We start from the raw sequence: 22,149 nt of genomic DNA, 5'->3' as shown, positions 1-22,149 counted from the left end.
GGTACTGGTGTCGAAAAATCGTGACAAAAATCACGCCGGCGGAAAACAAGATGGATGTCAGTAAGTAATGGTCAGGGTCCGCATCTGCGTGCTGGTGCACGCGCCCGTTGCACAGGTGCCGGACTGGCCGCCTGGGATGGTTCCGTTGATCGCGAAATTCTGCGGAAAACCCGTGCCAGTCTGACCTGCGGGATTGCTCAAAGCCAGGGTGTAATTGAGCGCGAGCAGGTTTCCCGCCGTCGCGTCCAGCGCCATGGTGTAGGTTTCGCCGATGGTGCAGCGCACGGCATATGCCGTGCTGGCTGCGGCCGCGGCGAGCTGAAAGGAGGCGTAGTTGAACTGGATGTTGCCCGGCGGCGTGCTGAGCAGACAGACGGACTGGTTGTTGATGCTCACGGGGAATGTGGGGAAGACATCCACGTTGCCGGGGCCGTTGTCATAGCGCAGACGCATGGTCACGGTGTCGGTGAAGAGTTTGGCGCTCTTGTTAAGCCCGGCCGCTATGCGGCTGTAGAAGACATGGGTGGCACTGGCCGTCAGGGCGCCGCCGAAGTTGACCGTTCCGGCGAAGTCAGCGGCCGTGGTTCCGCCCCATGCGCCGTTGCCTGGTGCCGTCCTGTAAAGCTCGTAAGCGATGCGGTTGGTCTGGCCGTTGCCGTTGACCGCCTGGTTGGTGTTCCCGGTGGGGTTGAAGCCGTTATCGGCCTGCAAGGTGTAGTCTGAGCTGGCTGGATCTGTGGGGCCGCGCGTGCAGTTGATCGTCACGGTCCACGCGCCGTCTGTGGGATTCGGGTCGTTCTCAAAGTACACCGTCTGCACAGGCGTCGCCGTGGCGTTGCAGATCAGCGCGGCCCAGGCCGGTGCCGCGCCCAGCAGGGACAGGCAGGCCGCAGCGGCGAGGCGCCAGGGTTTGGTGTCAATCATCGTTTGACACCACTGCAGCGTACCGGGCCTACCCGGGCGATATCCTCAAGGTTGCCGGGCGGCAACTCCACCGCAAATGTGCAGGTAGCCCCGTTCCATTTCAGGCGCAGGCGGTTCTGGGCCTGCAGCCCGGTGACAAAGGCCTCGCCGCGGCGAGCGGTAAAAAACTCTTTCTTGTCGCCGATCAGCTCAACCTCTGCACCCGAGGGCGCCGGCTCGCCATCGTCCAGCTCAATACGAATCAAGGCGCCCCGTCCTGAGCGGACGGGAAACGCGATCTTGACCGCACCCCGAAGCGCCGGCACGGCTTCGAGCTCGATGGAGTCGAGTTCGGCGCTGATCGGCAGCTCGCTCGGATCCAGGCGTACGCTGTTGCGCTGGAACGGTAGCAGGCGCGGCAGCAGCGCGACGCCGTCTGAATTGGTTCGGGTCAGGGTACTGCCCTGGAAGCCCACGCCCACGTTGGCATAACCTGGCACCTCGACAATGGCAAAGCTTTCCTGTACGCGGCGCGTGGCAAAGACTTGGCCTTCGGCCGCCACCATGCCCCCGATCAGGCCCAGGCGCAGGTTTTGCTGGCTCTCTCCATTGCTGACGTCAGCCGAAAACAGGCCTTTGGTGCCCTGGTAATAAGCGCCGCCTTCCGCATAGCGGCCGTCCGCACGGGAGCCCAGCGCCGTTCGCCAGCCCCAGCCGGTTTCGGCACTCACTGCTCGGCTGGCGTTTACATATCCTTCGGTGCTTCCACTGCGGGTAGTGACACCTGCGGCGATGGTGACCCGATTTTCAAGCGGCACGATCAGGGTGGCGCCCACTGAAGTCCCCGAGCTGATGCCGCTGAGGCGGGTGGCGCTCAAAGTCAGGGCTGCGCGTTGACCGAGGCGCAGGGTGTAATTCACACTGAGAGTGTTGAGCTTTCCGAGGTCGTAGTTGTCAAAGCCAGCGTAACTCACGTTGAAGGCGCCGAAGTTGTCGCTGCTGTAGCTGTAACTGGCGGTGGTTTGCAGGCGGGGCGATGGCGTATCGATACCGATTTGCCGGTAGCCGCGCGATGCGCCTTCCGCGCTGAGTGACACGCCGTGCCGCAGTCCGCTGCGCTCGACCCCGACCATCCAGTTGGTGCCCTGGCCCGCCGCGTCACTGCGGCTGGCCGAAAACGCCGTCTGTCCCAGCATCTGGAAAGGCAGCTCATAGCTGGCGCCGGCGCCGGCACGCATCAGAGACTTCGACCATTCGCCGTTGGCCTCGACCGTGAGGCTTTTGCTCAGGCCCTGGCGCCAGAGGCCTGAAACGAAACGATCCCCATAGTCGGCATTCTCGAGCCCGAGGTCGCGGCGTACGGCCCCCAGCTCAAAGCTCCAGTCGCTGAGGTTTTCTTCCAGCAGGTTGGCATTGCTGAAAAAAGACTGGGTAATGACGGTCTCCCGGCCCAGGATGTCGCGCACCACCACGCGGGCTTCCCCGGCGCCGGTCAACGCGGGAAAGTTGTCGATGCTGAAGGGGCCGGATGGGACCTTGGAAGTTTGCCGCAGTGCGTCGTTGACATAGAGCTCAACGGTGCTGGGCGCCGCCGACAGGCCGGTCACCGTGGGAATGGGCTGGGTGACGAAGCCTGGTTGCAGCGAGAAGTTTTTGCTGAACTGGATCCCGCCGAAATACACCTGGCGTCCCGAAATGCCGGTGCGCGTGCTGCTGTCACCCAGTCGCAGGGAGCTGTTGCTGTCCAGGAAATTCCGGGTGTAGGTGGTTTCAAGCCGACGCCATGAGGCCTTGAGCGTCGGGTCCTGGCTGATGAGGTTGCGACCCACGTAGCTGCTTGTCAACAGCCCCATCTCGCCCGACACGCCGAATTCAGTCAGGGCACCCAGGTCTTTCGAGTCCATGGTGTTGCCGCCGACGCGGTTGCGGGTGGTGATGTAGTTCAGGTCATAGTTGGCAAATGCGGCGGGAATCGACGGTGACAGCGGAGGGCGCATGGCCGATTCCTGCGTCAGGCGCACGGCGTTGAAGGCGGCCGGCGAAAACACCAGATCCACTGACTGGTCGGCAAAATTCAGCCGCGCTTCGAATCCCGGAATAGCAGACAGCGGAAACCACTTTTGGCCCTGGAAATCAACGTCCTGCGCGCTGGGCCGATGGTTCAGCCGCCACTCTTCAAAGGCATCTTCCGGCGCATACAGGATGCCGTTGCGCTCAAGCAGGGTCCAGACGCCGCCCTTGGTGCTGTTGATGAAGACTTCCAGCGGAAGGAGCCGGTCGCTGGATGACCGGGCCGCTGGCGGCGCATTAGAGGAGGCGGGTGTCTGGGCGTGTGCCAGCAGGCCGTAACAAAGGCCTGCAATGCCAATCGCTACGGGGTGTTTTCGTAAAGTCCACCAGCGCCTCATTGAAATCGGGTACCAAATCAAGGCAGCGTGATGCTGGTCGTCAGGCTTTGTCCGTCATCAAAGGTCACCACCAGTTGGGCGTCCCCTTTTGTAAGGGCCTGCTCTGCCTTAAGCCCGACCGTTTTACGGGCACCGGGCAGGATGTAACTGCCACCCTCAAACCGGGCCAGGACTTGTGTGCTGCGCGTAACGGTCGCTTCCCGTATCTGGGCGTAAGCCGTACCGGTATTGCTGCATTGCAGGTTGAGGGTTTTGGCGTCCGCCAGCTGGTTAGTGCAACTAACCTGGCGTTTGGCCACAGGGGGCGTGATGAACACGGGCATGCTCAAGGCCAGCGCGATGGGAACCTGAATGCCAGTTGCGGGTACAGCTTCAGGAACTTCGCGAATGATCATGCGATAGGTCAGCTGCCGGCTTGCATCTGCGGGTTTCAGCAGGGCAAGGCGTACCACTTGCCGGGCCTTGGGTGCCAGCTTGATGATGGGAGGGGCCAGGATCAGGTCTTCGGTCAGGACGAGTTCGTCAGTACCGTCGGGTTTCTGGGTCCAGGTGTTGATGTCAGCCTGCAGCACGACTTCGGTATCGGCTTCGTTGGACAGTGTGACGGCGATGGCGCGATCGCGCGGGGTCATGTAGAGCCGCACCGGTGTCACGGAAAAAACGCCTGCCGTAGCAGCCGCCCAAGGCCCCAGCAGGCTTAGCAGGAAGGCGTAGGTAACAAGCTTGCTTCGGCGCTGTGAGACGTTCATCCTCAGAAGGATACCAGCATCTCAACCGATTTAGAGAGGTTACCGGCATGGGCGAGGTGCAGTGCCGTCACGGTACCGCGGTCATCCTGAAGCCGCAAACGGGCCTGTTTTTCAACCGCTGCGGCATCTGTGTCAAGGGCGTAACGCCGGCTTTCGATTTCCCAGCCGTCATCCGATTCTTCATCGGCCGTGGCCACCTGGCGCTGGTCTTGAAGCCGGCAGGTATAGCGGGCGCCAGGGTCGTTGCGGGACAACTCATTGCGGCAGTAGTCGGGCAGCAGGGAGTCCCGCGTGGGCCGGTAACCGGGCATGAAGCGGGCATCCCCTAGGCTGCGGACTTGCGAGATATTGACAAAGACATTCGAATTGCAGGTCACCTGTACCGAGGCGCCGCTGCCGCCAGAGCCGGTGGCGCTGGTACAGGCGTTGCCATTGCCGGTGGTGTTTCCCGGGACGTTCAGCGTGATCTGGACCGACAACTGCCCCGCCGCCGCGCCCGCAAAGCAGGCAGCAGCGGCAAGCATCAGGAGAACACCGAAGGCGGCCTTGCGGATCATGACTGTCGACGTGGCTGACATCAAGCCCGGGGGGCGATCAGTAGGTGATCGTCAGGGTCTTGGTCTTGTTGGTCGCGGCGGTATTGGTGCAAGTCGCCGTGGCGCAGGTACCAGCCTGGCCGGCGGCCATGGTGCCGTTGACCGTGAAGGCCTGGTCGGTGCCGTTGCCGGTGCCCGCAGCAGCGCTCAGTGCCAGGGTATAAGCCAGGTTGACGGCATCATCGGTCACGCCGGAGTTGCTCAGTGCCAGGGTGTAAGGCAGGGAGTTGGTGCAACGAACATTGAAACCGCCGCCGGTGGAGGTGGCCGCCGTGGTCTGGAACGAGGTGTAGTTGAACACCACGTTGTTGATGACCGCGCCGGTGGCGGCGTTGGTGGAGTTGATCTCGCACTTCGAGGTCAGGTTGATCACCACGTTGAAGGTGCCGGCAGCCGTGGCAGCGTAAGCAGGCAGGGTGGCGATAGCGGCAAGGCCGAGGGCGATTACTAAAATGAGCTTTTTCATGACTGTTCTCCAGTTAAAAAACGAATAACAAACAAGGGAAATGTGAAGGTGAATGGACTGTAACTAGATATTTCTGAAATCGGGTGATTTGTATCTGTAACAGCGCACCCTAGTGGGGAATTTGTCACGTCAAACCGTTGAAATTATTGGATTTATTTATAAATAGAGTCAAAAGACTTACAAGTAACAAGCGTAAATACTGCCGTCTGAAACGGCTTTTTCTTTCCGGATCCAGTGAATCAGTAACAAACCTGAAACAACCATGCCTCAAACCATGCAGAAACAAACCCTGTCTTTTCAAGCCGAAGTCGCGCAGCTGCTCAAGCTGGTCACGCACTCCCTGTACTCGAACCCGGACATCTTCTTGCGCGAGCTGGTTTCCAACGCGTCGGATGCCTGCGACAAGCTGCGCTTCGAAGCGTTGAACGATGCGTCGCTGTATGAAAGTGATCCCGAGCTCAAGGTGAAAGTGAGCTTTGACAAGGCGGCCGGTACGTTGACCATCACCGACAACGGCATCGGCCTGTCGCAGCAGGAAGCCATCGACAACCTCGGCACGATTGCCAAGAGCGGCACGCGCGACTTCATGGCCAAACTCTCGGGCGACCAGAAGAATGACGCGCAGCTGATCGGCCAGTTCGGCGTCGGGTTTTATTCGGGCTTTATCGTGGCCGACCGCATCGCAGTGGAAAGCCGCCGCGCCGGCCTTCCGGCAAACCAGGGTGTGCGTTGGAGCAGCGACGGCACTGGCGAGTTTGAAGTCAGCGAGCTCGAACGCGCCGAGCGCGGAAGCAGCATCATCCTGCACCTGAAAGAAGAGTCGCTCGACTACCTGAACGCCTGGAAACTCAAAGGCATCATCAACAAATACTCCGACCACATTTCGCTGCCCATCCTGATGCAGAAAGAAGCATGGAAGGAAGGCGAAAACGACCAGCCCGGCGAGATGGTGGTGACCGGCGAATGGGAAACCGTCAACCAGGCCGCGGCGCTGTGGACGCGCGCCAAAAAAGACATCACGCAAGACCAGTACGACGAGTTCTACAAGCAGATCAGCTACGACAGCGAAGCGCCGCTGGCCACCACGCACAACCGCGTGGAAGGCGCCACCGAATACACGCAGCTGCTGTTCATCCCGGCCAAGGCGCCCATGGACATGTTCAACCGCGACAAGGCTGCGGGCGTCAAGCTCTACGTCAAGCGCGTCTTCATCATGGACGACGCCCAGGCGCTGATGCCGACCTACCTGCGCTTCGTCAAGGGTGTGGTGGACTCGTCCGACCTGCCGCTCAATGTCTCGCGCGAATTGCTGCAGGAAAGCCGCGCCGTCAAGGCAATCCGCGAAGGCTGCACCAAGCGCGTGTTGTCGATGATTGAAGACCTGGCCGCCAATGACGCCGACAAGTTCAAGGCTTTTTATGGCGAGTTCGGCGCCGTGCTCAAGGAAGGCCTGGGCGAAGACTTTGCCAACCGCGAGCGACTGGCCAGGCTGCTGCGCTTTGCCAGCTCAACGACGGATACCGTCAGCGTGGGCTTTGCCGACTACAAAGCCCGCATGAAGGAAGGCCAGGACGCGATCTACTACATCACCGCCGACACACTGGCCGCGGCAAAGAACAGCCCCCAGCTCGAAATTTTCCGCAAGAAAGGCATCGAAGTGCTGTTGATGGCCGACCGCGTGGACGAGTGGGCGCTCAATTACCTGCACGACTTTGACGGCACGCCGCTGCAGTCGGTCGCCAAGGGGGCGGTAGACCTGGGCAAGCTGCAGGACGAAGACGAGAAGAAGGCCGCCGAAGAGGCGCAGACACAGTTCAAGCCCATCCTCGACAAGCTGAAAGAAGCATTGAAAGACAAAGCCAAGGATGTGCGCGCCACCTCGCGCCTCGTCGACTCACCTGCCTGCCTTGTGGTGCAGGACGGCGACATGTCGACCCAGCTGGCCCGCATGCTCAAGCAGGCCGGCCAGGCCGTGCCCGAGTCCAAGCCCATCCTGGAAGTCAATGCCCAGCACCCGCTGGTCAAAAAGCTCGAGGCTGGCGTGGACGGTGCGCATTTTGACGACCTGGCCCACATCCTGTTTGACCAGGCCTTGCTGGCCGAAGGCGGCATGCCTGAAGACCCGGCGGCATACGTGCGCCGGGTGAACGCGTTGCTGGTGTAGGCACCGCGCGCCGGCTGAGCGAATACAGGGCCTCCAGAAAGGCGGAGGGAGGCCTTTTTGTGAGTCAATTCGGCCTCTGGCCCTTTAAGGGTGTGCGCGAGCAGCTATTAAATTCATAGCGACAGCATGGACATGGCTGACTGCCTGGAGAGAGCCAGCAGTCCCTCAGCACACCAGCGGCGGATCCTGCATGGCCTCGGTTTGCTCTTCCAGCATGTCGACCTGGCTCTTCCAGTAGTCGCTGGAGCCGAACCAGGGGAAGTTGATCGGGAAGATCGGGTCATGCCAGCGCTGCGCCAGCCAGGCGCTGTAGTGCACCAGGCGCAGCGTGCGCAGCGGCTCGATCAGCGCAAGCTCACGCCGGTCGAATTCGCGAAACTCCTCATACCCGTCCACCAGCGCACCCAACTGGCGGGTGCACTGCGCGCGGTCGCCTGACACCAGCATCCACAAATCCTGCACCGCCGGCCCCGTACGCGCATCGTCCAGGTCGACAAAATGCGGGCCGGCCAGCGGCAGGCCCTCGGGCGTCCACAAGATGTTGCCGGGGTGGCAGTCACCGTGCAGGCGCAGGTTTTTCACGTCGCCCACGCTTTCAAATATTGTTTGCGCCACCAGCATGGCTTCTTCAAAGGCCTTGCGCCAGCGCGACTCCATGTCCAGCGGGATGTAGCCGTGGGAACCTTTGGCACCATGGTCGCTGCCCGCCAGCAGGATGTCGCGCGAGGCATAACCAAAGGTTTGCAGGTTCAGGGCCGGCCGGTGCGCAAAGGGCTTGGCGCTGCCGACGGTGTGGATGCGGGCCAGGAAACGGCCTATCCACTCCAGCACTTCCAGGTTGTCCAGCTCGGGCCTCCGCCCGCCGCGGCTGGGCGAAACGCTGAAACTGAAGCCCTTGAAGTGGTGCACGGTGCGGCCTTCCAGTACCAGCGCGCCCACCACCGGTATCTCGGCGGCCATCAGCTCGGCGGCAAAGGCGTGTTCTTCGGCAATCTGTTCGTCGGTCCAGCGGTCCGGCCGGTAAAACTTGGCCACCACGACATCGCCCGCCAGGTCGGCGTCACCCACGGGGCTCTCCAGGTGAATCTGGTAAACCCGGTTCTCGTAGCTTGAAAGTGCCATCAGGCGGCCGTCGCCCAGCAAACCGACGCTGGCCAGCGCATCGAGCACCACGTCGGGTGTCAATGTCTCGTATGCGTGCAGCGTTGCGTGCGCCTCAGCCTTGTGTTTTTCTGTCATGCCTGATTGTCGGCGCAGATGATGGTGCGCTGCCAGCAAGGGCTTGTAAACGCCTGTTTCTCGGATGAAAAAGGCCTGCAGCGCAATACCAAACTGCGCGAGAAGCTATAAAAATCATAGCAACTGCCGGTGAGGCAGGATGATTCAGGGCTGCAGGATATGGCCGGTGCGCGGGTCTCCCTTGCCGGCCAGCACTTCCTGGTAAGCGGCTTGCACCGCAACTTGCCCGGCATGCCGCTGGGCGATGAGCCAAGGCGTTTTGGCGCCCGTCACTTGCCGCGTGAAATCCCGCCAGGCGCGCACCAGCTGCTTTCCAAAGCCTTCTTCACCCCAGTCGGTGATGCGTTTCTTGACCTGTGAAGGTGCAAAGAACAGCGTGGGCCGGGGGCCGGGCAACTCCTTGGCGCTGCCTTTGGCGGCCAGGTCGTCCACGTGCGTGCCGCCTATCGAGCAGTTGTAGCGAAGCTGGCCAAAGCGGCTGTGAATGCGCTGGCGCAGGCTGGCGCTGCCCGCGAAGTCGACGTAAACGCAAGCCGTGTCGGCGCCAATCGCGTCGAGCTGGTCATAGGTCACCACACGGCTGTAGCACCCCAGGCTTTCACAAAAAGCGACGTTGCCTGGCGAAGTCAGCGCTATCACCTCAATACCCGGCCGCTTGGCCAGCTGAAAGGCCGTGCCATACGCCGTTTTGCTGGAGGCGCTGGACAGCAGCATGGCATTGGCACCAAAGAAGTCGTTGTCCGCCAGGAAGTCGTCAATCAGGAATGAGGTGATGAACAGCGGGCGCAGAAGCGACTGCACGTCTTCGGTGGCCGCGTCATAAAACGGGTCCGCGCTGCAGCGCATGTATTGGTTGTAGGCCACCGGCAGGGGCCGCCGGTGCGCGGCGCCGTCGAAGAAACCAGCGGGCGTCACGCGCGCCGGCTGCAGCACCAGCTCGCTCGCCATGGGGTAGTAGCCGTAAAACTTTTCCCCCACAGCCACGCCTTTGCATTGCGACTCCGCCACCACGGCAAAACCCCAGACGGGGATGCTGCCCCAGCCCTCTTCCCCGGTCGGGAAAAACTGCCAGTAATTCATAGCGTCGCCAAAGGCCGCATAGGTGATGTTGTTGGAGGTCAGCGCAAATGATTCGATGCCGAGCCGCACCTGGCCGGGCGTGAGCGGCAGAGGCGCATCGGTATGCCAGCGGGTTTCGGCAAGGGCGTCCTTTCGGACCTGGAAGGTGGTTGAAGCTGCGGTGTTCATGCGCACACCGTAAATGAAACGGCCCGCCGGTTCAACACCGGCGGGCCGCGTAGGTGACAACCACCCCCGTCCAGGCTCACTGCGTGTAGCCTGTTCCCCCCTCGAGGGGGCGGCGCCTGCGGTCTGGCAAAGCCAGTCCCGCGGCCCCTGCTGGCTTTATTTCAGGGTAATGGTCACGTCAATATTGCCGCGGGTCGCGTTGGAGTACGGACAAACCTGGTGGGCTGCATCCACCAGCGCTTGTGCAGCGGCGCGGTCCATGCCGGGCAGGGTGATGTCCAGGCGCACGGCGATGCCGTAGCCGTTCGGGATCTTGCCGAGGTCAACGCTGGAGTCGATGGAAACGTCTGCAGGCACGTCGATTTTCTTCATGCCGCCGACAGCCTTCATCGCGCCGATGAAGCAGGCTGCGTAGCCGGCAGCAAACAACTGCTCGGGGTTGGTGCCGGTGCCGGCGGTGCCGGGCGAGCTCAGCGTGACGTCCAGGCGGCCGTCGTCGGTCTTGGACTTGCCGTCACGGCCGCCGGTGGTGTGGGCGTGGGCGGTGTAGAGAACTTTTTCGAGTGTGGTCATGGTGGCTTCCTTTGGAAAATACCCCGGATCGGGGCGGGTTAAAAATTCAGTGAAATGGTGAAAGAAATCAGGCGGTGAGGCGGTTGCGAAACGACTGCACCTGCTGCGTCAGCGACACCAGCTCGGGAATCGAGCACTGGGTGGCACTCAGGATGCAACCCGGAATCTTGGCGGCCTTGGCCTTGAGCTTGCGGCCAGCCGCCGTCAGCGTGATGTGAACACGGCGCTCGTCTTCGACTGCACGGATGCGTGAAAGCAGCCCGGCGGATTCCATGCGCTTGAGCAGCGGGGTCAGAGTGCCCGAGTCCAGGTAAAGCCGTTCACCAAGTTCCGAGACTGTCAGGCCGTCTTGCTCCCACAACACCAGCATCGCGAGGTATTGCGGATAGGTGAGGCCCATCTCTTCGAGCATGGGTTTGTACAGCTTGGTCATGGCCAAAGAGGTGGAATACAGCGCAAAACACAGCTGGTTGTCCAGCTGCAGCATGGCGTCAGTGGCATTGGCGGTGTCGGTTTTGTTGGGCATGATTTGAATTATAGCGAGCAATTAAATTGTGTGCAAGTTAATTGTTTCCGGATGTTCCATGGGCGCTTTTCAAGGGCTTTGTACCGGGGCAGCCTGTAACGAGGGCGCGCCACTAAACTTGAGGCCATGCAACCCCCCAGTACCGCGCGCGCCGCAAAACCTCTTAAAGGCAGTGGAAAGCCCGCGCCCATTCCGCAAGTCATCGAAGAACTTCGCCCTGGCCAGTCGATTGAGCTGCTCAAGGAACTGCACATCCTCACGCGCGAAGGCAAGCTCAACCAGGACACGCGGCGCAAGCTCAAGCAGGTCTATCACCTGTACCAGTTCATCGAGCCCTTGCTCAATGAGGTGGCTGCGGAGAAGGCCGCCTTCAGCCTGGCCGACCACGGCGCCGGCAAGTCCTACCTGGGCTTCATCCTGTACGACCTGTTCTTTAATGTCGCGCACCGCGGCGAAAAAACCGCAGGCCATGTGTACGGCATTGAAACGCGTGCCGAGCTGGTTGAAAAGTCACGCGTGCTGGCCCAGCGGCTGGGTTTTGCGCGCATGTCGTTCCTGAATCTGTCGGTGCAGGAGGCCACCACTTCGGCTGAACTCCCGCCCACCGTGGACATCGTCACCGCCCTGCATGCCTGCGACACCGCCACCGATGACGCCATTGCATTCGGGCTGGCCAAAAATGCCCGCCACATGGTGCTGGTGCCGTGCTGCCAGGCCGAAGTGGCCGGTGTGCTGAAGAAAAGCCGTGCCCTGTCACTGTCCCGCACGCCGCTGGCCGAACTCTGGCGGCACCCGCTGCACACGCGTGAATTCGGCAGCCAGATCACCAATGTGCTGCGCTGCCTGCAGCTCGAAGCCAACGGCTACCAGGTCACCGTGACCGAGCTCGTGGGCTGGGAGCATTCGATGAAGAACGAACTCATTCTTGCCAGCCGGCCTGCGCAGCCGCAGGCCGGTAAAACCCGTGCCGCCCAAGCGCGTTTGCGTGAGGTGCTTGAAGAGTTGGGCCTGGGTGAACTGACCGCCCGCTTTGCGGTGCAGGCCGAGCCAGCCTAGAGCAGGGCCGGCGCTTCGCTGCGGCGCTCTGCCGCCAGCACCCGGATGGTGGTGATCAGCTGGTGCTGAGCCTCGGTGGGCGCCATGTCGGCGCGCAGCGTCAGCCCCACCAGCTCTTCGGTGCCGGCCATGCTGACGGGCAGGCGCACCAGCGTTCCTTTGTCCAGGTCCGGCCGCACAGCCCCCAGCGGCGCAAGCCAGACCGCATCGCTTTGCAGCGCATAGCCGCGTGCAATGGACACCGACAGCGTTTCGACCAGGCGCACGGGGGGCGGCAGGCCGCGTGTGAGGAAAAATCCGTCGGCGGTATGGCGTATGGCCGTGCCCTGCGTGGGCAGGATCGTGGTGAAGGCCTGCAAGCCGACCAGCGGATCGGCCTTGCGCCCTGCTTGCGCCAGCAGCGGGTGGTCGGGGCGTACCGCCAGTACCAGTGGGTCGGCATACAGGTGCTCAAACGTCAGGCCCAGCATATGGGCCGGTTCGGCAAAACGCCCAATCACCAAATCCAGCGCGCGCTGGCGCAGGCTGGCCAGCAGTTCTGGGTTGGCGCCGGTCTGGATGCGCAGGCTGGTGTGCGCATCCGGCCCGGACTGGGCCTCTTGCCGCGCCAGCAGCAAGGGCATCAGCCACGGTGCCACCGTCGGCAGCACACCGATGGCAATCACCGCGCTGCCCTGCCGCCGCGTCTGCGCAACGCTGGCGACAGCTTCGCGCAGCGCGCTCACGCTGGCGCCGGCATGCCGCAAAAAGGCTTCGCCCTCGCGCGTGGGCACGGCGCCCTTGCGCCCGCGCTCAAACAATCGCACCGCCAGCAGGCCCTCAAGTTCTTTCAGGGTTTTGGATACGGCGGGCTGCGTGATGGCGAGTACGTCGGCCGCCTTTTGCAGGCTGCCATGCTGCGCCACCGCCAGAAAGCACTGCAGGTGCCGGTATTTGATGCGTTCATCAACCATGCTCCAATTTGACCATTTGGTTATGGATAAGTCGAGAAAATGTCAATATACATAACTGTTTTGGCCGATTAAAGTCAGCTCAGCACGAAAAGCCCGAAAAGCGCCTGCTAAAAAGGCGCCCACCTCTTTCGACCTCTGGAGACATCGATGAAACCCGACCTGAACAACAGTTTTCTGGCCCCGCGCGACTGGACCAGCCATTCGCCCCATATCTACCCCGGCTACAAATCCACCTTGCTGCGCGGCCCCAAGCAGCCGCTGGTGCCCATCACGCAGGCGCTGGCGCAACTCAATGCACCTGTCTATGGCGCCGACCAACTGGGACTGCTGGACAACGATCTGACGAAGAATGCCGTCATGAACGGCGACCCGCTGGGCGAACGCATCATCGTCACCGGCCGCGTGCTGGACGAAGACGGCCGGCCCGTGCGCAATACGCTGGTGGAAGTCTGGCAGGCCAATGCCGCCGGCCGCTACGTGCACAAGGTCGACCAGCACGACGCGCCGCTGGATCCGAACTTCCTGGGTGCCGGCCGCTGCATGACCGACAACGAAGGCCGCTACAGCTTCAAGACCATCAAGCCCGGTGCCTACCCCTGGGGCAACCACCCCAACGCCTGGCGGCCGCAGCATATTCACTTCTCGCTGTTTGGTGATTACTTCGCCAGCCGCCTGGTGACGCAGATGTATTTCCCCGGCGACCCGCTGCTCGGCTACGACCCCATGTACATGGGCGCGCCCGAAAGCGTGCGCGAGCTGATGGTCTCGAAATTCAGTCTCGACGTGACCCAGCCCGACTACGCGCTCGGTTATGTGTTCGACATCGTGCTGCGCGGCCCCAAAGCCACGCGTTTTGAATAAGCGGCAGGAAGACAACGCCATGACGACTACAAGCCCACTTAAACAAACCCCTTCGCAAACCGTCGGCCCCTTCTTTGCCTATGGCCTCACACCTACGCAATACGGCTACGACCTCAAAAGCCTGTTCACGCCCGTGCTGGCCCAGCCGAATGCCAAGGGCGAGCACATCCGTATCACCGGCCAGGTGTTTGACGGCGCCGGCAATGCCGTGATGGACGCGATGGTCGAGATTGCCCAGCCCGACGGCAGCGGGCAGCCCATCTCGTCGGTGGCCGATGCCGAAGCACGCGGCTTCACCGGCTTTGGCCGCTGCGGCACCGGCACCCTGCCGCAAAGCCATTACGAATTCTTCACCGTCAAGCCCGGCGCTGTGGCGGGGCAAGCACCGTTCATCAACGTCTGCGTCACCATGCGCGGCCTGCTGGTGCATACCTTCACGCGTATCTACTTTGATGATGAGGCGGAAGTGAACGGCAAAGACGCGGTGCTGGCCAGCGTGCCGGCCGAACGGCGTGCCACCCTGGTTGCCCAACGCGACATGACGGGCGCCGGACCGGTTTACCGATTCGACATCCGCATGCAGGACAGCGCGGCCGGCAAGGAGACGGTGTTCTTCGACCTGTGAGTGTGGACCGGGGTTGTGCGGCTGGCCTTGTCTGCTATCAATAAGATAGCTTGTTGCGCTCGTCCCTATTGGCCTACGCCCACTTTTCTTATAAGAACCGCCCGTAAGGCTACAGCCATGCGGCCATGGCGGCAACGCCGCCATGAAGGTTGTTACGCACGCTGGTGTACAGGCGCGGCCCGCACACGCTATAAAACAGGCCATCACCATCAAGAGGCCTGCCATGACCATTCATCTGGACCACTTCATCGTATCGGCGCGAGACAAGGTGGCTTCGGCCAGGTTTTTGGCAGAGCTGCTCGGCGTGCGGTGGGCTGAAACCACGATAGGGCCTTTTTCAGCCGTCTACATCAACGACGGCTTGACGCTGGACTTCATCGACACCGACGAAGACTTTCCCGTCGAGCATTTCTGCTTTCGCGTGAGCGAGCCGGAGTTTGATGCGATCCTGGGGCGCATCCAGGCGGCCGGAATCCAATACCGCAGCTCGGTTCGCGGCCCCATGGACATGCAGGTCAGCACATACCTTGGCGGCAAGGGCATCTACTGGAATGAGCCCGAAGGGCATCAGTGGGAAATGCTCACGGTGAGTTATGCGCGTGGATGAGATCCACCCCCGTCCAGGCTCACTGCGTGTAGCCTGTTCCCCCCTCAAGGGGGCGGCGAAGCCGGACCCTCGGCCCCCGCTGGTAAATAACTTCGCCCCTGTTACGCTCCTGAATTCTTAACCCAGCATGAGCCGCGGGACTGGCTTTACCAGACCGCAGGCGGGCGGCCCCCTTGGGGGGCAGGGAGCTACACGAAGTGAGCGACCGTGGGGGCTCAGTCACCCTCCCCGTAATCGTGATCCGGGTGATTGACGGTGCCCAGCTTCCAGTAACCGCGGCCCACGATGTGTCCACGCTCCATGCCCAGCTCTTCAATCAGCAACTTGCGAATGCGGCGCATGGCCGCGGCCTCGCAGGCCAGGTAAATGCGCGTGCCGGGTGCGGGCGCGCCGGCTTTGCGCAACGCGGCTTCCAGTGCCTGGCCAGCCTGCGTGTTGTCACTGCCGCGTGCGGTCCAGTGCGCTTCTACTTTGGCAGCACTGTGCAGCGCGCGTTCTTCCGCCGCATCCACCACTTCGACCAGCACGCGCGCCTGCGCCGTGGCGGGTAGGGCGGCCAGAATGGTTTCAAACGCGGGCAAGGCACTGTCGTCACCGATCAGGAAATGCGCAGGCGCATCCAGCTGAACTTTGTAGCCAGGGCCGGGGCCCATCAAATACAGCACCTGGCCCGGTTGAGCCTGCGCAGCCCAGGTGGAGGCAGGGCCGTCGCCGTGCAGCACAAAATCCACATCGACCTCGTGCACATCGTTGCGCACTGCCAGCGGCGTGTAAGTGCGCATGGACTTCGGCCGCGGCCCATCGGGCAGTGGGCGCTCGGGCTCGGTCTGACCTGGCTCAGGAAAAATCAGTTTCATGTAGCAGGCCGGGTCGGCCACCTCAAAGCCTTCCAGCTCAGCGCCTTGCAGCGTGATGCGGCGCATCAGCGGGCTCAAGGTTTGCACGCGGGTGACCTGCACATGGCGCGGCGGCCGGCGCTTGCGCGGTGCGGCGTCGGGAGAAGGGGCGGCGGCTGAGGGTGTTGTAGACATGGTGTCTTTCAGGGCGGCGCGTCGCGCTGCAGAGGTTAAAAAGGGTTAAAACTCTAATTGAGAATAATTATCATCTGATTGCAATGGACTGATGGTTTGCAGGGGAAAGACTGGCACGCGTCCTACTTGAGGCGCGACTCTGCTGAAGTAGAGTAAGAACGGGCAAAGTCAAAAGCCCGGGCGTGCGCTGTTACCCATGCCCCAAGGCCTCCGGCCCCCGGCGTTACCCCATTCCCCGTTTTCCGTCCCCCGTTTCCATTTGCCACTTCACCTCCAGCGTATGACCATCATCGGAACCTCCGCTTTCCCCTCACCACCCAAAGTCGTGCAGGGCCGTCGAGGAGCTGAAGGGTGAACGAGGGCGCCACTGAATGAACTTCGCAGCACTCCTTTCCTGGGCGGACGACTCTTCGCTGCACGTCCTGCTGGCAGCCGGCATCGGCGTTGCCCTGGCGCTGGTGGCGCACACCATAGGTGCTGTCGTTGTCCTGCGGCTGACGCGTTCCATGCCTGTGATGGCCCGGGTTGCCGAACAATGCCGCTCTCCGGTGCAGGTGCTGTTGCCCCTGATTGCCCTGCAGGCCGTGTGGCACGGCGCGCCGGATACCTTTCCGCTGATCAACGGAGTGCGCCATGCCAATGGCCTGTTGCTGCTCGCCGCCCTGACCTGGGCGGGCATGCGCGCGGCGCGCGGCGCCGCGCTGGGCGTGATCGGGCTGCACCCGGTCGATGTGGAGGACAACCTCAATGCCCGCCGCATCCATACGCAGACCCGCATGCTGGCGCGCACCGCCATGTTCATCGTGCTGCTGACGGGGCTGGCCCTGATGTTGATGACCTTTCCCGGCGCCCGCCAGTTCGGGGCCAGCCTGCTGGCTTCGGCGGGTGTGGCGGGGCTGGTGATCGGTATCGCGGCCCGGCCCGTGTTCAGCAACCTGATTGCCGGCCTGCAGCTGGCGCTGGCGCAGCCCATCCGCCTGGACGACGTGCTGATCGTGCAGGGCGAATGGGGCCGGGTGGAGGAGATCACCGGTACTTATGTGGTGCTGAAAATCTGGGACGAGCGGCGCCTGATCGTTCCGTTGCAGTGGTTCATTGAAAACCCTTTCCAGAACTGGACGCGCACCGGCGCCCAGATCATCGGCACGGTCTTTATCTGGGTTGACTACCGCACGCCCCTGGCCCCGCTGCGCGACGCGGCACGGCGCGCCTGCGAGGAGGCGCCCGAGTGGGACAAGCGGCTGTGCCTGCTGCAGGTGGTGGAATCAGGCGAGCGCAGCATGCAGCTGCGGGTGCTGGTGACGTCCGCCAACTCCAGCCTGAACTGGGACTTGCGCTGCAAGGTGCGAGAGGCGCTGGTGGACTTCATGCAGCGCGAATACCCGCAGCATTTGCCGCTGGTGCGTACCGAGTCAGCCGAGCCGCGGCAGCCGGCGGAGCTGCCGGCTGCCGGCCCTCCTGCCGATCAGGCCGGCGAGTTCAGGCGGCCTTGAGCCGGACGGGCTGCTGGCCCTCGCCCACGCAGCGCATGAAGGCATGGCTGTCGATCAGCGGAAAGCTTTTGGCGTCCGGCAACTGGTAGTGCCACCATTCGTTGGGGTGGTGCACAAAGCCCGCTTCCAGCATGACCGTGAGCAGCCGCATGCGGTTGACCTGGACGGCCACAGGGTGTGCCGTGTGAAAGTGATGGGACCCGTGCGTCATGGTGTCGACCGGCGTGCCCATGTCCAGCTCCTGCCTGTCGTGCGCCAGCAGCGTGACATCAAGCGCCACGCCCCGCGTGTGGTTGGAACCCTTGGCCGGATCGGCGATGTAGGCGGGGTTGGGCGCCACGGCCCAAAGTGCCTCCTGCGCTTCCTGCGGCCTGAAGGCGTCGAAAATCTTGAGCTGAAAGCCCATGTCTTTTGCGGCCGCTATGGCTTTGCGCAGGCCGGCGTCTGCCTGCGGATGCAAGAAGCACAGCGGGCTGTCATAAATCACCTGGCCGGTGAAGTTGTTGGTGCTTGCGTAGATCAGGTCGATCACAACGCCATGACTGGCTTCTGTGACAGGAACGAGCGGTGAAAGATTTTTCATGGGCAGGTGGTATTTATGAAAAATAAGGCTGCAGGCCAATAGGGTCGTGCGCAAGCAGCTACCAAAAGTATAGCAACTGACGGACCTACTGGAACGCGACTTCCGAAAAGCTGCGCAGCTTGCGGCTGTGCAGCTGCGTGATGCCTTCGGCGCGCAGTAGCTCGATGGCACGGATGCCAATGCGCAGGTGCTGGTCGACGCGCTCGCGGTAGAAATGGTTGGCCATGCCGGGCAGCTTGATCTCGCCGTGCAGCGGCTTGTCGCTCACGCACAGCAGGGTGCCGTAGGGCACGCGAAAGCGAAAGCCGTTGGCGGCAATCGTCGCGCTTTCCATGTCCAGTGCCACGGCGCGGCTCTGGCTGAAGCGGCGCTGCGGCTGGTTGCCGGGCAGCAGCTCCCAGTTGCGGTTGTCGGTGGAGGCCACGGTGCCGGTGCGCATGATGCGCTTGAGGTCGGGGCCCACGGCGTGGGTCACGTCAGCCACGGCTTTTTCCAGCGCGACCTGGATTTCAGCCAGCGCCGGGATCGGCACCCACAGCGGCAGCTCTTCGTCCAGTACGTGGTCTTCGCGCACATAGCCATGCGCCAGCACGTAGTCGCCCAGTTGCTGGCTGTTGCGCAGGCCGGCGCAGTGGCCCAGCATGATCCATGCGTGCGGGCGCAGCACGGCGATGTGGTCGGTGATGTTCTTGGCGTTCGCCGGGCCCACACCGATGTTGACCATGGTGATGCCGGTGCGGTCGGCGCGCAGCAGGTGGTAGCCCGGCATTTGCGGCAGGCGGGGCGGCTGCACGCCAAGCTCGTCGCCGGCCTCGGCGGGCAGGCCGGCGCGCCGGGTCACCACGTTGCCGGGCTCGATGAAGGCGGTGTACTCGCTGTCCGGGTCGGCCATGGCTTCATGGCCCAGGCGCACGAACTCGTCGATGTAGAACTGGTAGTTGGTGAACAGCACGAAGTTCTGGAACCAGTGCGGCGAGGTGCCGGTGTAGTGGCGCAGGCGCTGCAGCGAATAGTCGACGCGCGCCGCGGTGAACAGCGACAGCGGCTGCGGCTCGCCGGGCAGGGGTTCGTAGGTGCCGTTGGCAATGCCGTCGTCCATGGCGGCCAGGTCGGGCAGGTCGAACACGTCGCGCATCAGCATGCGGCGCGCTGCATCCATGCTGCCTTCAATATGGTCGTTTTCCGCAAACGAAAAATGGATGGGGATGGGCTGCGTGCTGGTGCCTATTTCCAGCTCCACATCGTGGTTCTGCATCAGCAGGCGGAATTGTTCAAGGTAATAGTTGCCGTAGAGGTCGGGCCGGGTCAGTGTGGTTTCAAAGCGGCCGGGACCGGCCACAAAGCCAAAGCTCAACTGCGAAATGTCGGGCGTCTCCAGGATGGCCCGGGCCACGGTGTCGGTGTGGATGCGCACGAAAGGGTAGCAGGCGCGCACATGGCCGGGCAGGGTCTCGCCGGCCACATAGCGCTGCATTGCATCGCGCAGGTGGGCAATCTGCTGGTCATAAATGGCGCGAACCTGTGCCAGTGCGGCGGCCGGGTCGCTGTAGCGGGTCGGGGCTATGAAAGGCGGCAGATAGGGCATGAAAAAAGCCTTGTTTTTATGGTGAAGGTCCATCAGGTGGTTTTCGCAAAGCGTAGCACCGCAGGGCATGCACATCATTGTGCGGCAAGTGCCGCGGCACACCCTAGAATGCCCTGATGAAACACCACAACCTTTCGGGGCACCTGCGCACGCTGGCGGCAGTCTTGCTCGGTACCCTGTGCCTGCAGGTGGCCCAGGCGCAGGCCCCGGCACCGGGCCGTGCCCCGCAGGCGCCTGCTGCCGCCGCACCGGCGCAGATCTCCCGTGACGCCCAGCGCGCCTATGAAACCACGCGCGACAAACTGGTGCAGATCCGCACCCTGCTGCGTAACTCCAACACCCAGGCCAGTGTGGGCTCGGGCTTTTTTGTCTCGGCCAACGGGCTCATCATTACCAACTTCCATGTGGCCAGCCAGCTGGCGCTGGAGCCCGAGCGCTACCGCGGCGTCTACGTGCCGGTGGACGGCAAGGAGGCCGAGGTTGAATTGCTCGCCTTTGACGTGCGCAACGACCTGGCGCTGCTGCGCGTGAAGACGCCGGCAACGGGAATGCCGCAGCTGGCTTTTCGCGGGGCGGACAGGCCCCTGGCGCGCGGCGAACGCATTTATTCACTGGGCAATCCGCTGGACATCGGTTTTGCGGTCACGGAAGGCACCTACAACGGCCTCGTGCAGCGCAGCTTTTACCCGCGTATCTTTTTCGGCGGCGCGCTCAACCCCGGCATGAGCGGCGGCCCGGCGCTGGACGATGCCGGCCAGGTGGTCGGTATCAACGTATCCAAGCGGCTGGACGGCGACCTGCTGAGCTTTCTGATCCCTGCCGAATTCGCCCAGGCATTGTTGGCAAAGGCCGCTTCGGCCAAGCCCATTACCAAGCCGGCGCATGCCGAGGTGGCGCGCCAGCTGGGCGAGCACCAGGCACTGCTGACGCAAAAATTCACCGCGGTGCCGCTCACGGCGCAAAAGCACGGTGGCTACAGCGTGCCCGTGCCCGAAGATTCCCTGGCCCGCTGCTGGGGCCGCGGGCGCGAGCCCGACTTCAAGGCCTTTGACCTGGAGCGCACCGACTGCCAGATTGACAGCCACGTGTTCGCGGGCGATTTCAACACCGGCTACATCCGCCTGCGCTACGAAGCCTACAACGCGCCCAAGCTGGGCCCTCTGCGTTTTGCCGTCATGTATTCGCAAAGCTTCGGTAATGAGTACTTCTCCACCCGGGGTTCACGCAAGGCCACGGCGGCCGAGTGCTCTGAACGCTTCGTCGAAACGGGCGGCATGCCCATGCGCGCCGTGGTGTGCATGAGTGCCTACCGCAAGCTGCCGGGTCTGTATGACGTGTCGGTGCTGACGATGTCCGTCAACCAGTCCACACGCGGTGTGCAGGGACGCATGGACGCGCAGGGCGTAAGTTTTGACAACGGCCTCAAGCTGGTGGCGCATTACCTGGGCGGTTTTAAATGGGAGGCCGCACCATGAGCGCCGGCAATCTCGCCCTGCTGCAGGCCACCGACCGCAATGGCGCACTGGTGGGCCGCCTTGACGTGCGGCACTGGCCCGTTACCGTGGGCCGTGCACTCACCGCCGACCTGGTATTGGATGACGGCCATGTGGCCGCTGAACACCTGCGCATAGACCGCACGCCGGAAGGCGAAGTGATGGTGCAGGTGCTGGACACGGTCAACGGTGTCGCGCTGAACCGGACGCTGCATGGCCAGGGCACGCAGTTCAGCTGGCCTGCCGGCGAGGCCCTGACCCTGGGCCGGCTGAAGCTGGGGCTGCGCCTGGCGGAAGCGCCGGTGGCCGCTGAAGAGCGGCTGCCGCACTTTCCGTGGCGCACGACCGGCTGGACTTTGCTGGCATTGGCCGCCATGCTGACCCTGGTGGTGGGGCAATCGTGGCTGACCCTGACCGAGCCTTCCCAGCTGGCGCGGCAATTGCCCGGCCTGATGGCGGCGGTGGCCATGGCGATCACCGTGTGGGCGGGGCTGTGGGCCCTGGCCACCAAGCTGTTTACCGGCCACCTCCAGTTTTGGCGCCATGTCCGTATTGCCTGCACCAGTTCGGTGGCGATACAGCTGGTTGCCACGCTGGCCGGCCTGCTGGCTTTCATGTTCTCGCTCGAAAGCCTGGCGCGCTTTGAAACGCCGCTGCTGCTATTGGGGGCGGCTGCGGCCATCTATGTGCACCTGTCGGTCATCGTCCCGCAGCGCCGCCGTGGACTGGCGGGGCTGGTGGCCGGCGTGACCGTGCTGGGCATTGTGGCCATGCTGGGCACCAACTGGCTGCAGAACAAGCGCCTGTCCAACAAGCTCTACATGTCCACCCTCTACCCGCCGTCCCTGCGCATGGCGCCGGCTGTGCCCCTGGTGCAGTTTCTCGGAGAGGCCGGCACCATCCGCCAGCGCCTCGACGAACGCCTGAAAGACCGCGAGCCGGATTCGGATACGCCTGAAGATCCGGACGCGGACTAGGCAAAGCCTCCGG

21 protein-coding genes are annotated in these 22,149 nt (G+C 62.9%); 8 read left to right on the top strand and 13 right to left on the bottom strand.

Annotation, left to right across the window (positions count from 1 at the left end):
- Positions 1 to 57 precede the first annotated feature (57 nt).
- From AC1DVV_RS15240 to AC1DVV_RS15220, 5 genes are read right to left on the bottom strand one after another with little or no spacing between them, the layout of a single operon-like run.
- Positions 58 to 924 (bottom strand): spore coat protein U domain-containing protein, encoded by an 867-nt coding sequence (locus tag AC1DVV_RS15240; RefSeq protein ID WP_477701697.1) that lies wholly within the window; start codon positions 922 to 924, stop codon positions 58 to 60.
- Positions 921 to 3,311, bottom strand: a complete 2,391-nt coding sequence (locus AC1DVV_RS15235) for a fimbria/pilus outer membrane usher protein (RefSeq protein ID WP_457281348.1) — start codon at positions 3,309 to 3,311, stop codon at positions 921 to 923. Before AC1DVV_RS15235 ends, AC1DVV_RS15240 begins: the two co-directional genes overlap by 4 nt.
- A 17-nt stretch (positions 3,312 to 3,328) precedes the next feature.
- The gene (locus AC1DVV_RS15230; protein WP_457281347.1) at positions 3,329 to 4,060 is read right to left on the bottom strand and encodes a fimbrial biogenesis chaperone; all 732 of its coding nucleotides are present in this window, start codon (positions 4,058 to 4,060) and stop codon (positions 3,329 to 3,331) included.
- A 2-nt stretch (positions 4,061 to 4,062) separates the two neighbouring features.
- Positions 4,063 to 4,617, bottom strand: a complete 555-nt coding sequence (locus tag AC1DVV_RS15225; RefSeq protein WP_477666491.1) for a hypothetical protein — start codon at positions 4,615 to 4,617, stop codon at positions 4,063 to 4,065.
- A 37-nt stretch (positions 4,618 to 4,654) separates the two neighbouring features.
- Complete coding sequence (locus AC1DVV_RS15220; protein ID WP_348044688.1) at positions 4,655 to 5,122, bottom strand: Csu type fimbrial protein; 468 nt, start codon at positions 5,120 to 5,122, stop codon at positions 4,655 to 4,657.
- A 274-nt stretch (positions 5,123 to 5,396) separates the two neighbouring features.
- Here AC1DVV_RS15220 and htpG point away from each other — a divergent pair, with 274 nt between their 5' ends.
- Complete coding sequence (htpG, locus tag AC1DVV_RS15215; RefSeq protein WP_477689553.1) at positions 5,397 to 7,286, top strand: molecular chaperone HtpG; 1,890 nt, start codon at positions 5,397 to 5,399, stop codon at positions 7,284 to 7,286.
- Between the two features lie 165 nt (positions 7,287 to 7,451).
- Here the strand turns inward: htpG and AC1DVV_RS15210 are convergent, their stop codons facing one another.
- The 4 genes from AC1DVV_RS15210 to AC1DVV_RS15195 all read right to left on the bottom strand — a co-directional run bounded on the left by AC1DVV_RS15210 (position 7,452) and on the right by AC1DVV_RS15195 (position 10,872).
- The gene (locus AC1DVV_RS15210; protein ID WP_457281344.1) at positions 7,452 to 8,525 is read right to left on the bottom strand and encodes a serine/threonine protein kinase; all 1,074 of its coding nucleotides are present in this window, start codon (positions 8,523 to 8,525) and stop codon (positions 7,452 to 7,454) included.
- 144 nt (positions 8,526 to 8,669) lie between these two features.
- Positions 8,670 to 9,773: a DUF2855 family protein gene (locus tag AC1DVV_RS15205; RefSeq protein ID WP_477701696.1), complete on the bottom strand. Its 1,104-nt coding sequence runs from the start codon at positions 9,771 to 9,773 to the stop codon at positions 8,670 to 8,672.
- Between the two features lie 156 nt (positions 9,774 to 9,929).
- Positions 9,930 to 10,346 (bottom strand): organic hydroperoxide resistance protein, encoded by a 417-nt coding sequence (locus tag AC1DVV_RS15200; RefSeq protein ID WP_477647553.1) that lies wholly within the window; start codon positions 10,344 to 10,346, stop codon positions 9,930 to 9,932.
- A 67-nt stretch (positions 10,347 to 10,413) separates the two neighbouring features.
- Positions 10,414 to 10,872 (bottom strand): MarR family winged helix-turn-helix transcriptional regulator, encoded by a 459-nt coding sequence (locus AC1DVV_RS15195; RefSeq protein WP_477701695.1) that lies wholly within the window; start codon positions 10,870 to 10,872, stop codon positions 10,414 to 10,416.
- Positions 10,873 to 10,998: 126 nt separating this feature from the next.
- Between AC1DVV_RS15195 and AC1DVV_RS15190 the strand changes: the two genes are divergently transcribed.
- The gene (locus tag AC1DVV_RS15190) at positions 10,999 to 11,928 is read left to right on the top strand and encodes a class I SAM-dependent methyltransferase (RefSeq protein WP_457281340.1); all 930 of its coding nucleotides are present in this window, start codon (positions 10,999 to 11,001) and stop codon (positions 11,926 to 11,928) included.
- Here the strand turns inward: AC1DVV_RS15190 and pcaQ are convergent.
- Positions 11,925 to 12,881 carry a pca operon transcription factor PcaQ gene (gene pcaQ, locus AC1DVV_RS15185; protein ID WP_477701694.1) on the bottom strand — a complete coding sequence of 319 codons (957 nt, stop codon included), beginning with the start codon at positions 12,879 to 12,881 and terminating at the stop codon, positions 11,925 to 11,927. The two genes, AC1DVV_RS15190 and pcaQ, sit on opposite strands and share 4 nt — an antisense overlap.
- A 147-nt stretch (positions 12,882 to 13,028) precedes the next feature.
- Here pcaQ and pcaH point away from each other — a divergent pair, with 147 nt between their 5' ends.
- The 3 genes from pcaH (at position 13,029) to AC1DVV_RS15170 (ending at position 14,974) form a co-directional block, all read left to right on the top strand.
- Positions 13,029 to 13,742: a protocatechuate 3,4-dioxygenase subunit beta gene (pcaH, locus tag AC1DVV_RS15180; RefSeq protein ID WP_457281338.1), complete on the top strand. Its 714-nt coding sequence runs from the start codon at positions 13,029 to 13,031 to the stop codon at positions 13,740 to 13,742.
- 19 nt (positions 13,743 to 13,761) lie between these two features.
- A complete protein-coding gene (pcaG, locus tag AC1DVV_RS15175) occupies positions 13,762 to 14,367 on the top strand; it encodes a protocatechuate 3,4-dioxygenase subunit alpha (RefSeq protein WP_477689555.1) in 606 nt (201 codons plus the stop codon).
- A 223-nt stretch (positions 14,368 to 14,590) separates the two neighbouring features.
- The gene (locus tag AC1DVV_RS15170) at positions 14,591 to 14,974 is read left to right on the top strand and encodes a VOC family protein (protein WP_477701692.1); all 384 of its coding nucleotides are present in this window, start codon (positions 14,591 to 14,593) and stop codon (positions 14,972 to 14,974) included.
- Between the two features lie 215 nt (positions 14,975 to 15,189).
- Here the strand turns inward: AC1DVV_RS15170 and AC1DVV_RS15165 are convergent, their stop codons facing one another.
- Positions 15,190 to 16,005, bottom strand: a complete 816-nt coding sequence (locus AC1DVV_RS15165; protein WP_477701691.1) for a siderophore-interacting protein — start codon at positions 16,003 to 16,005, stop codon at positions 15,190 to 15,192.
- 371 nt (positions 16,006 to 16,376) lie between these two features.
- Here AC1DVV_RS15165 and AC1DVV_RS15160 point away from each other — a divergent pair, with 371 nt between their 5' ends.
- On the top strand, positions 16,377 to 17,498 hold the full coding sequence (locus AC1DVV_RS15160) for a mechanosensitive ion channel family protein (RefSeq protein WP_477701690.1): 1,122 nt from the start codon (positions 16,377 to 16,379) through the stop codon (positions 17,496 to 17,498).
- On the opposite strand, the gene ddpX is transcribed toward AC1DVV_RS15160, so the two are convergent.
- Together ddpX and AC1DVV_RS15150 are read right to left on the bottom strand one after the other, a co-directional pair.
- Positions 17,485 to 18,081: a D-alanyl-D-alanine dipeptidase gene (ddpX, locus tag AC1DVV_RS15155; RefSeq protein ID WP_477701689.1), complete on the bottom strand. Its 597-nt coding sequence runs from the start codon at positions 18,079 to 18,081 to the stop codon at positions 17,485 to 17,487. The genes AC1DVV_RS15160 and ddpX overlap by 14 nt on opposite strands.
- Before the next feature lie 85 nt (positions 18,082 to 18,166).
- Positions 18,167 to 19,666, bottom strand: a complete 1,500-nt coding sequence (locus AC1DVV_RS15150; RefSeq protein ID WP_457281652.1) for an AMP nucleosidase — start codon at positions 19,664 to 19,666, stop codon at positions 18,167 to 18,169.
- A 116-nt stretch (positions 19,667 to 19,782) separates the two neighbouring features.
- Here AC1DVV_RS15150 and AC1DVV_RS15145 point away from each other — a divergent pair, with 116 nt between their 5' ends.
- Entirely contained in the window at positions 19,783 to 21,141 is a 1,359-nt protein-coding gene (locus AC1DVV_RS15145; RefSeq protein ID WP_457281332.1) for a S1 family peptidase, read from the top strand.
- Positions 21,138 to 22,136, top strand: a complete 999-nt coding sequence (locus AC1DVV_RS15140) for an FHA domain-containing protein (RefSeq protein ID WP_477701688.1) — start codon at positions 21,138 to 21,140, stop codon at positions 22,134 to 22,136. Before AC1DVV_RS15145 ends, AC1DVV_RS15140 begins: the two co-directional genes overlap by 4 nt.
- The last annotated feature ends 13 nt before the right edge of the window (positions 22,137 to 22,149 follow it).

The organism is Polaromonas sp. P3_B4 (genome assembly GCF_056402835.1).
The sequence above is the reverse complement of the archived record's forward strand: the minus strand, read 5'-3'. Positions and strand labels throughout refer to the sequence as shown.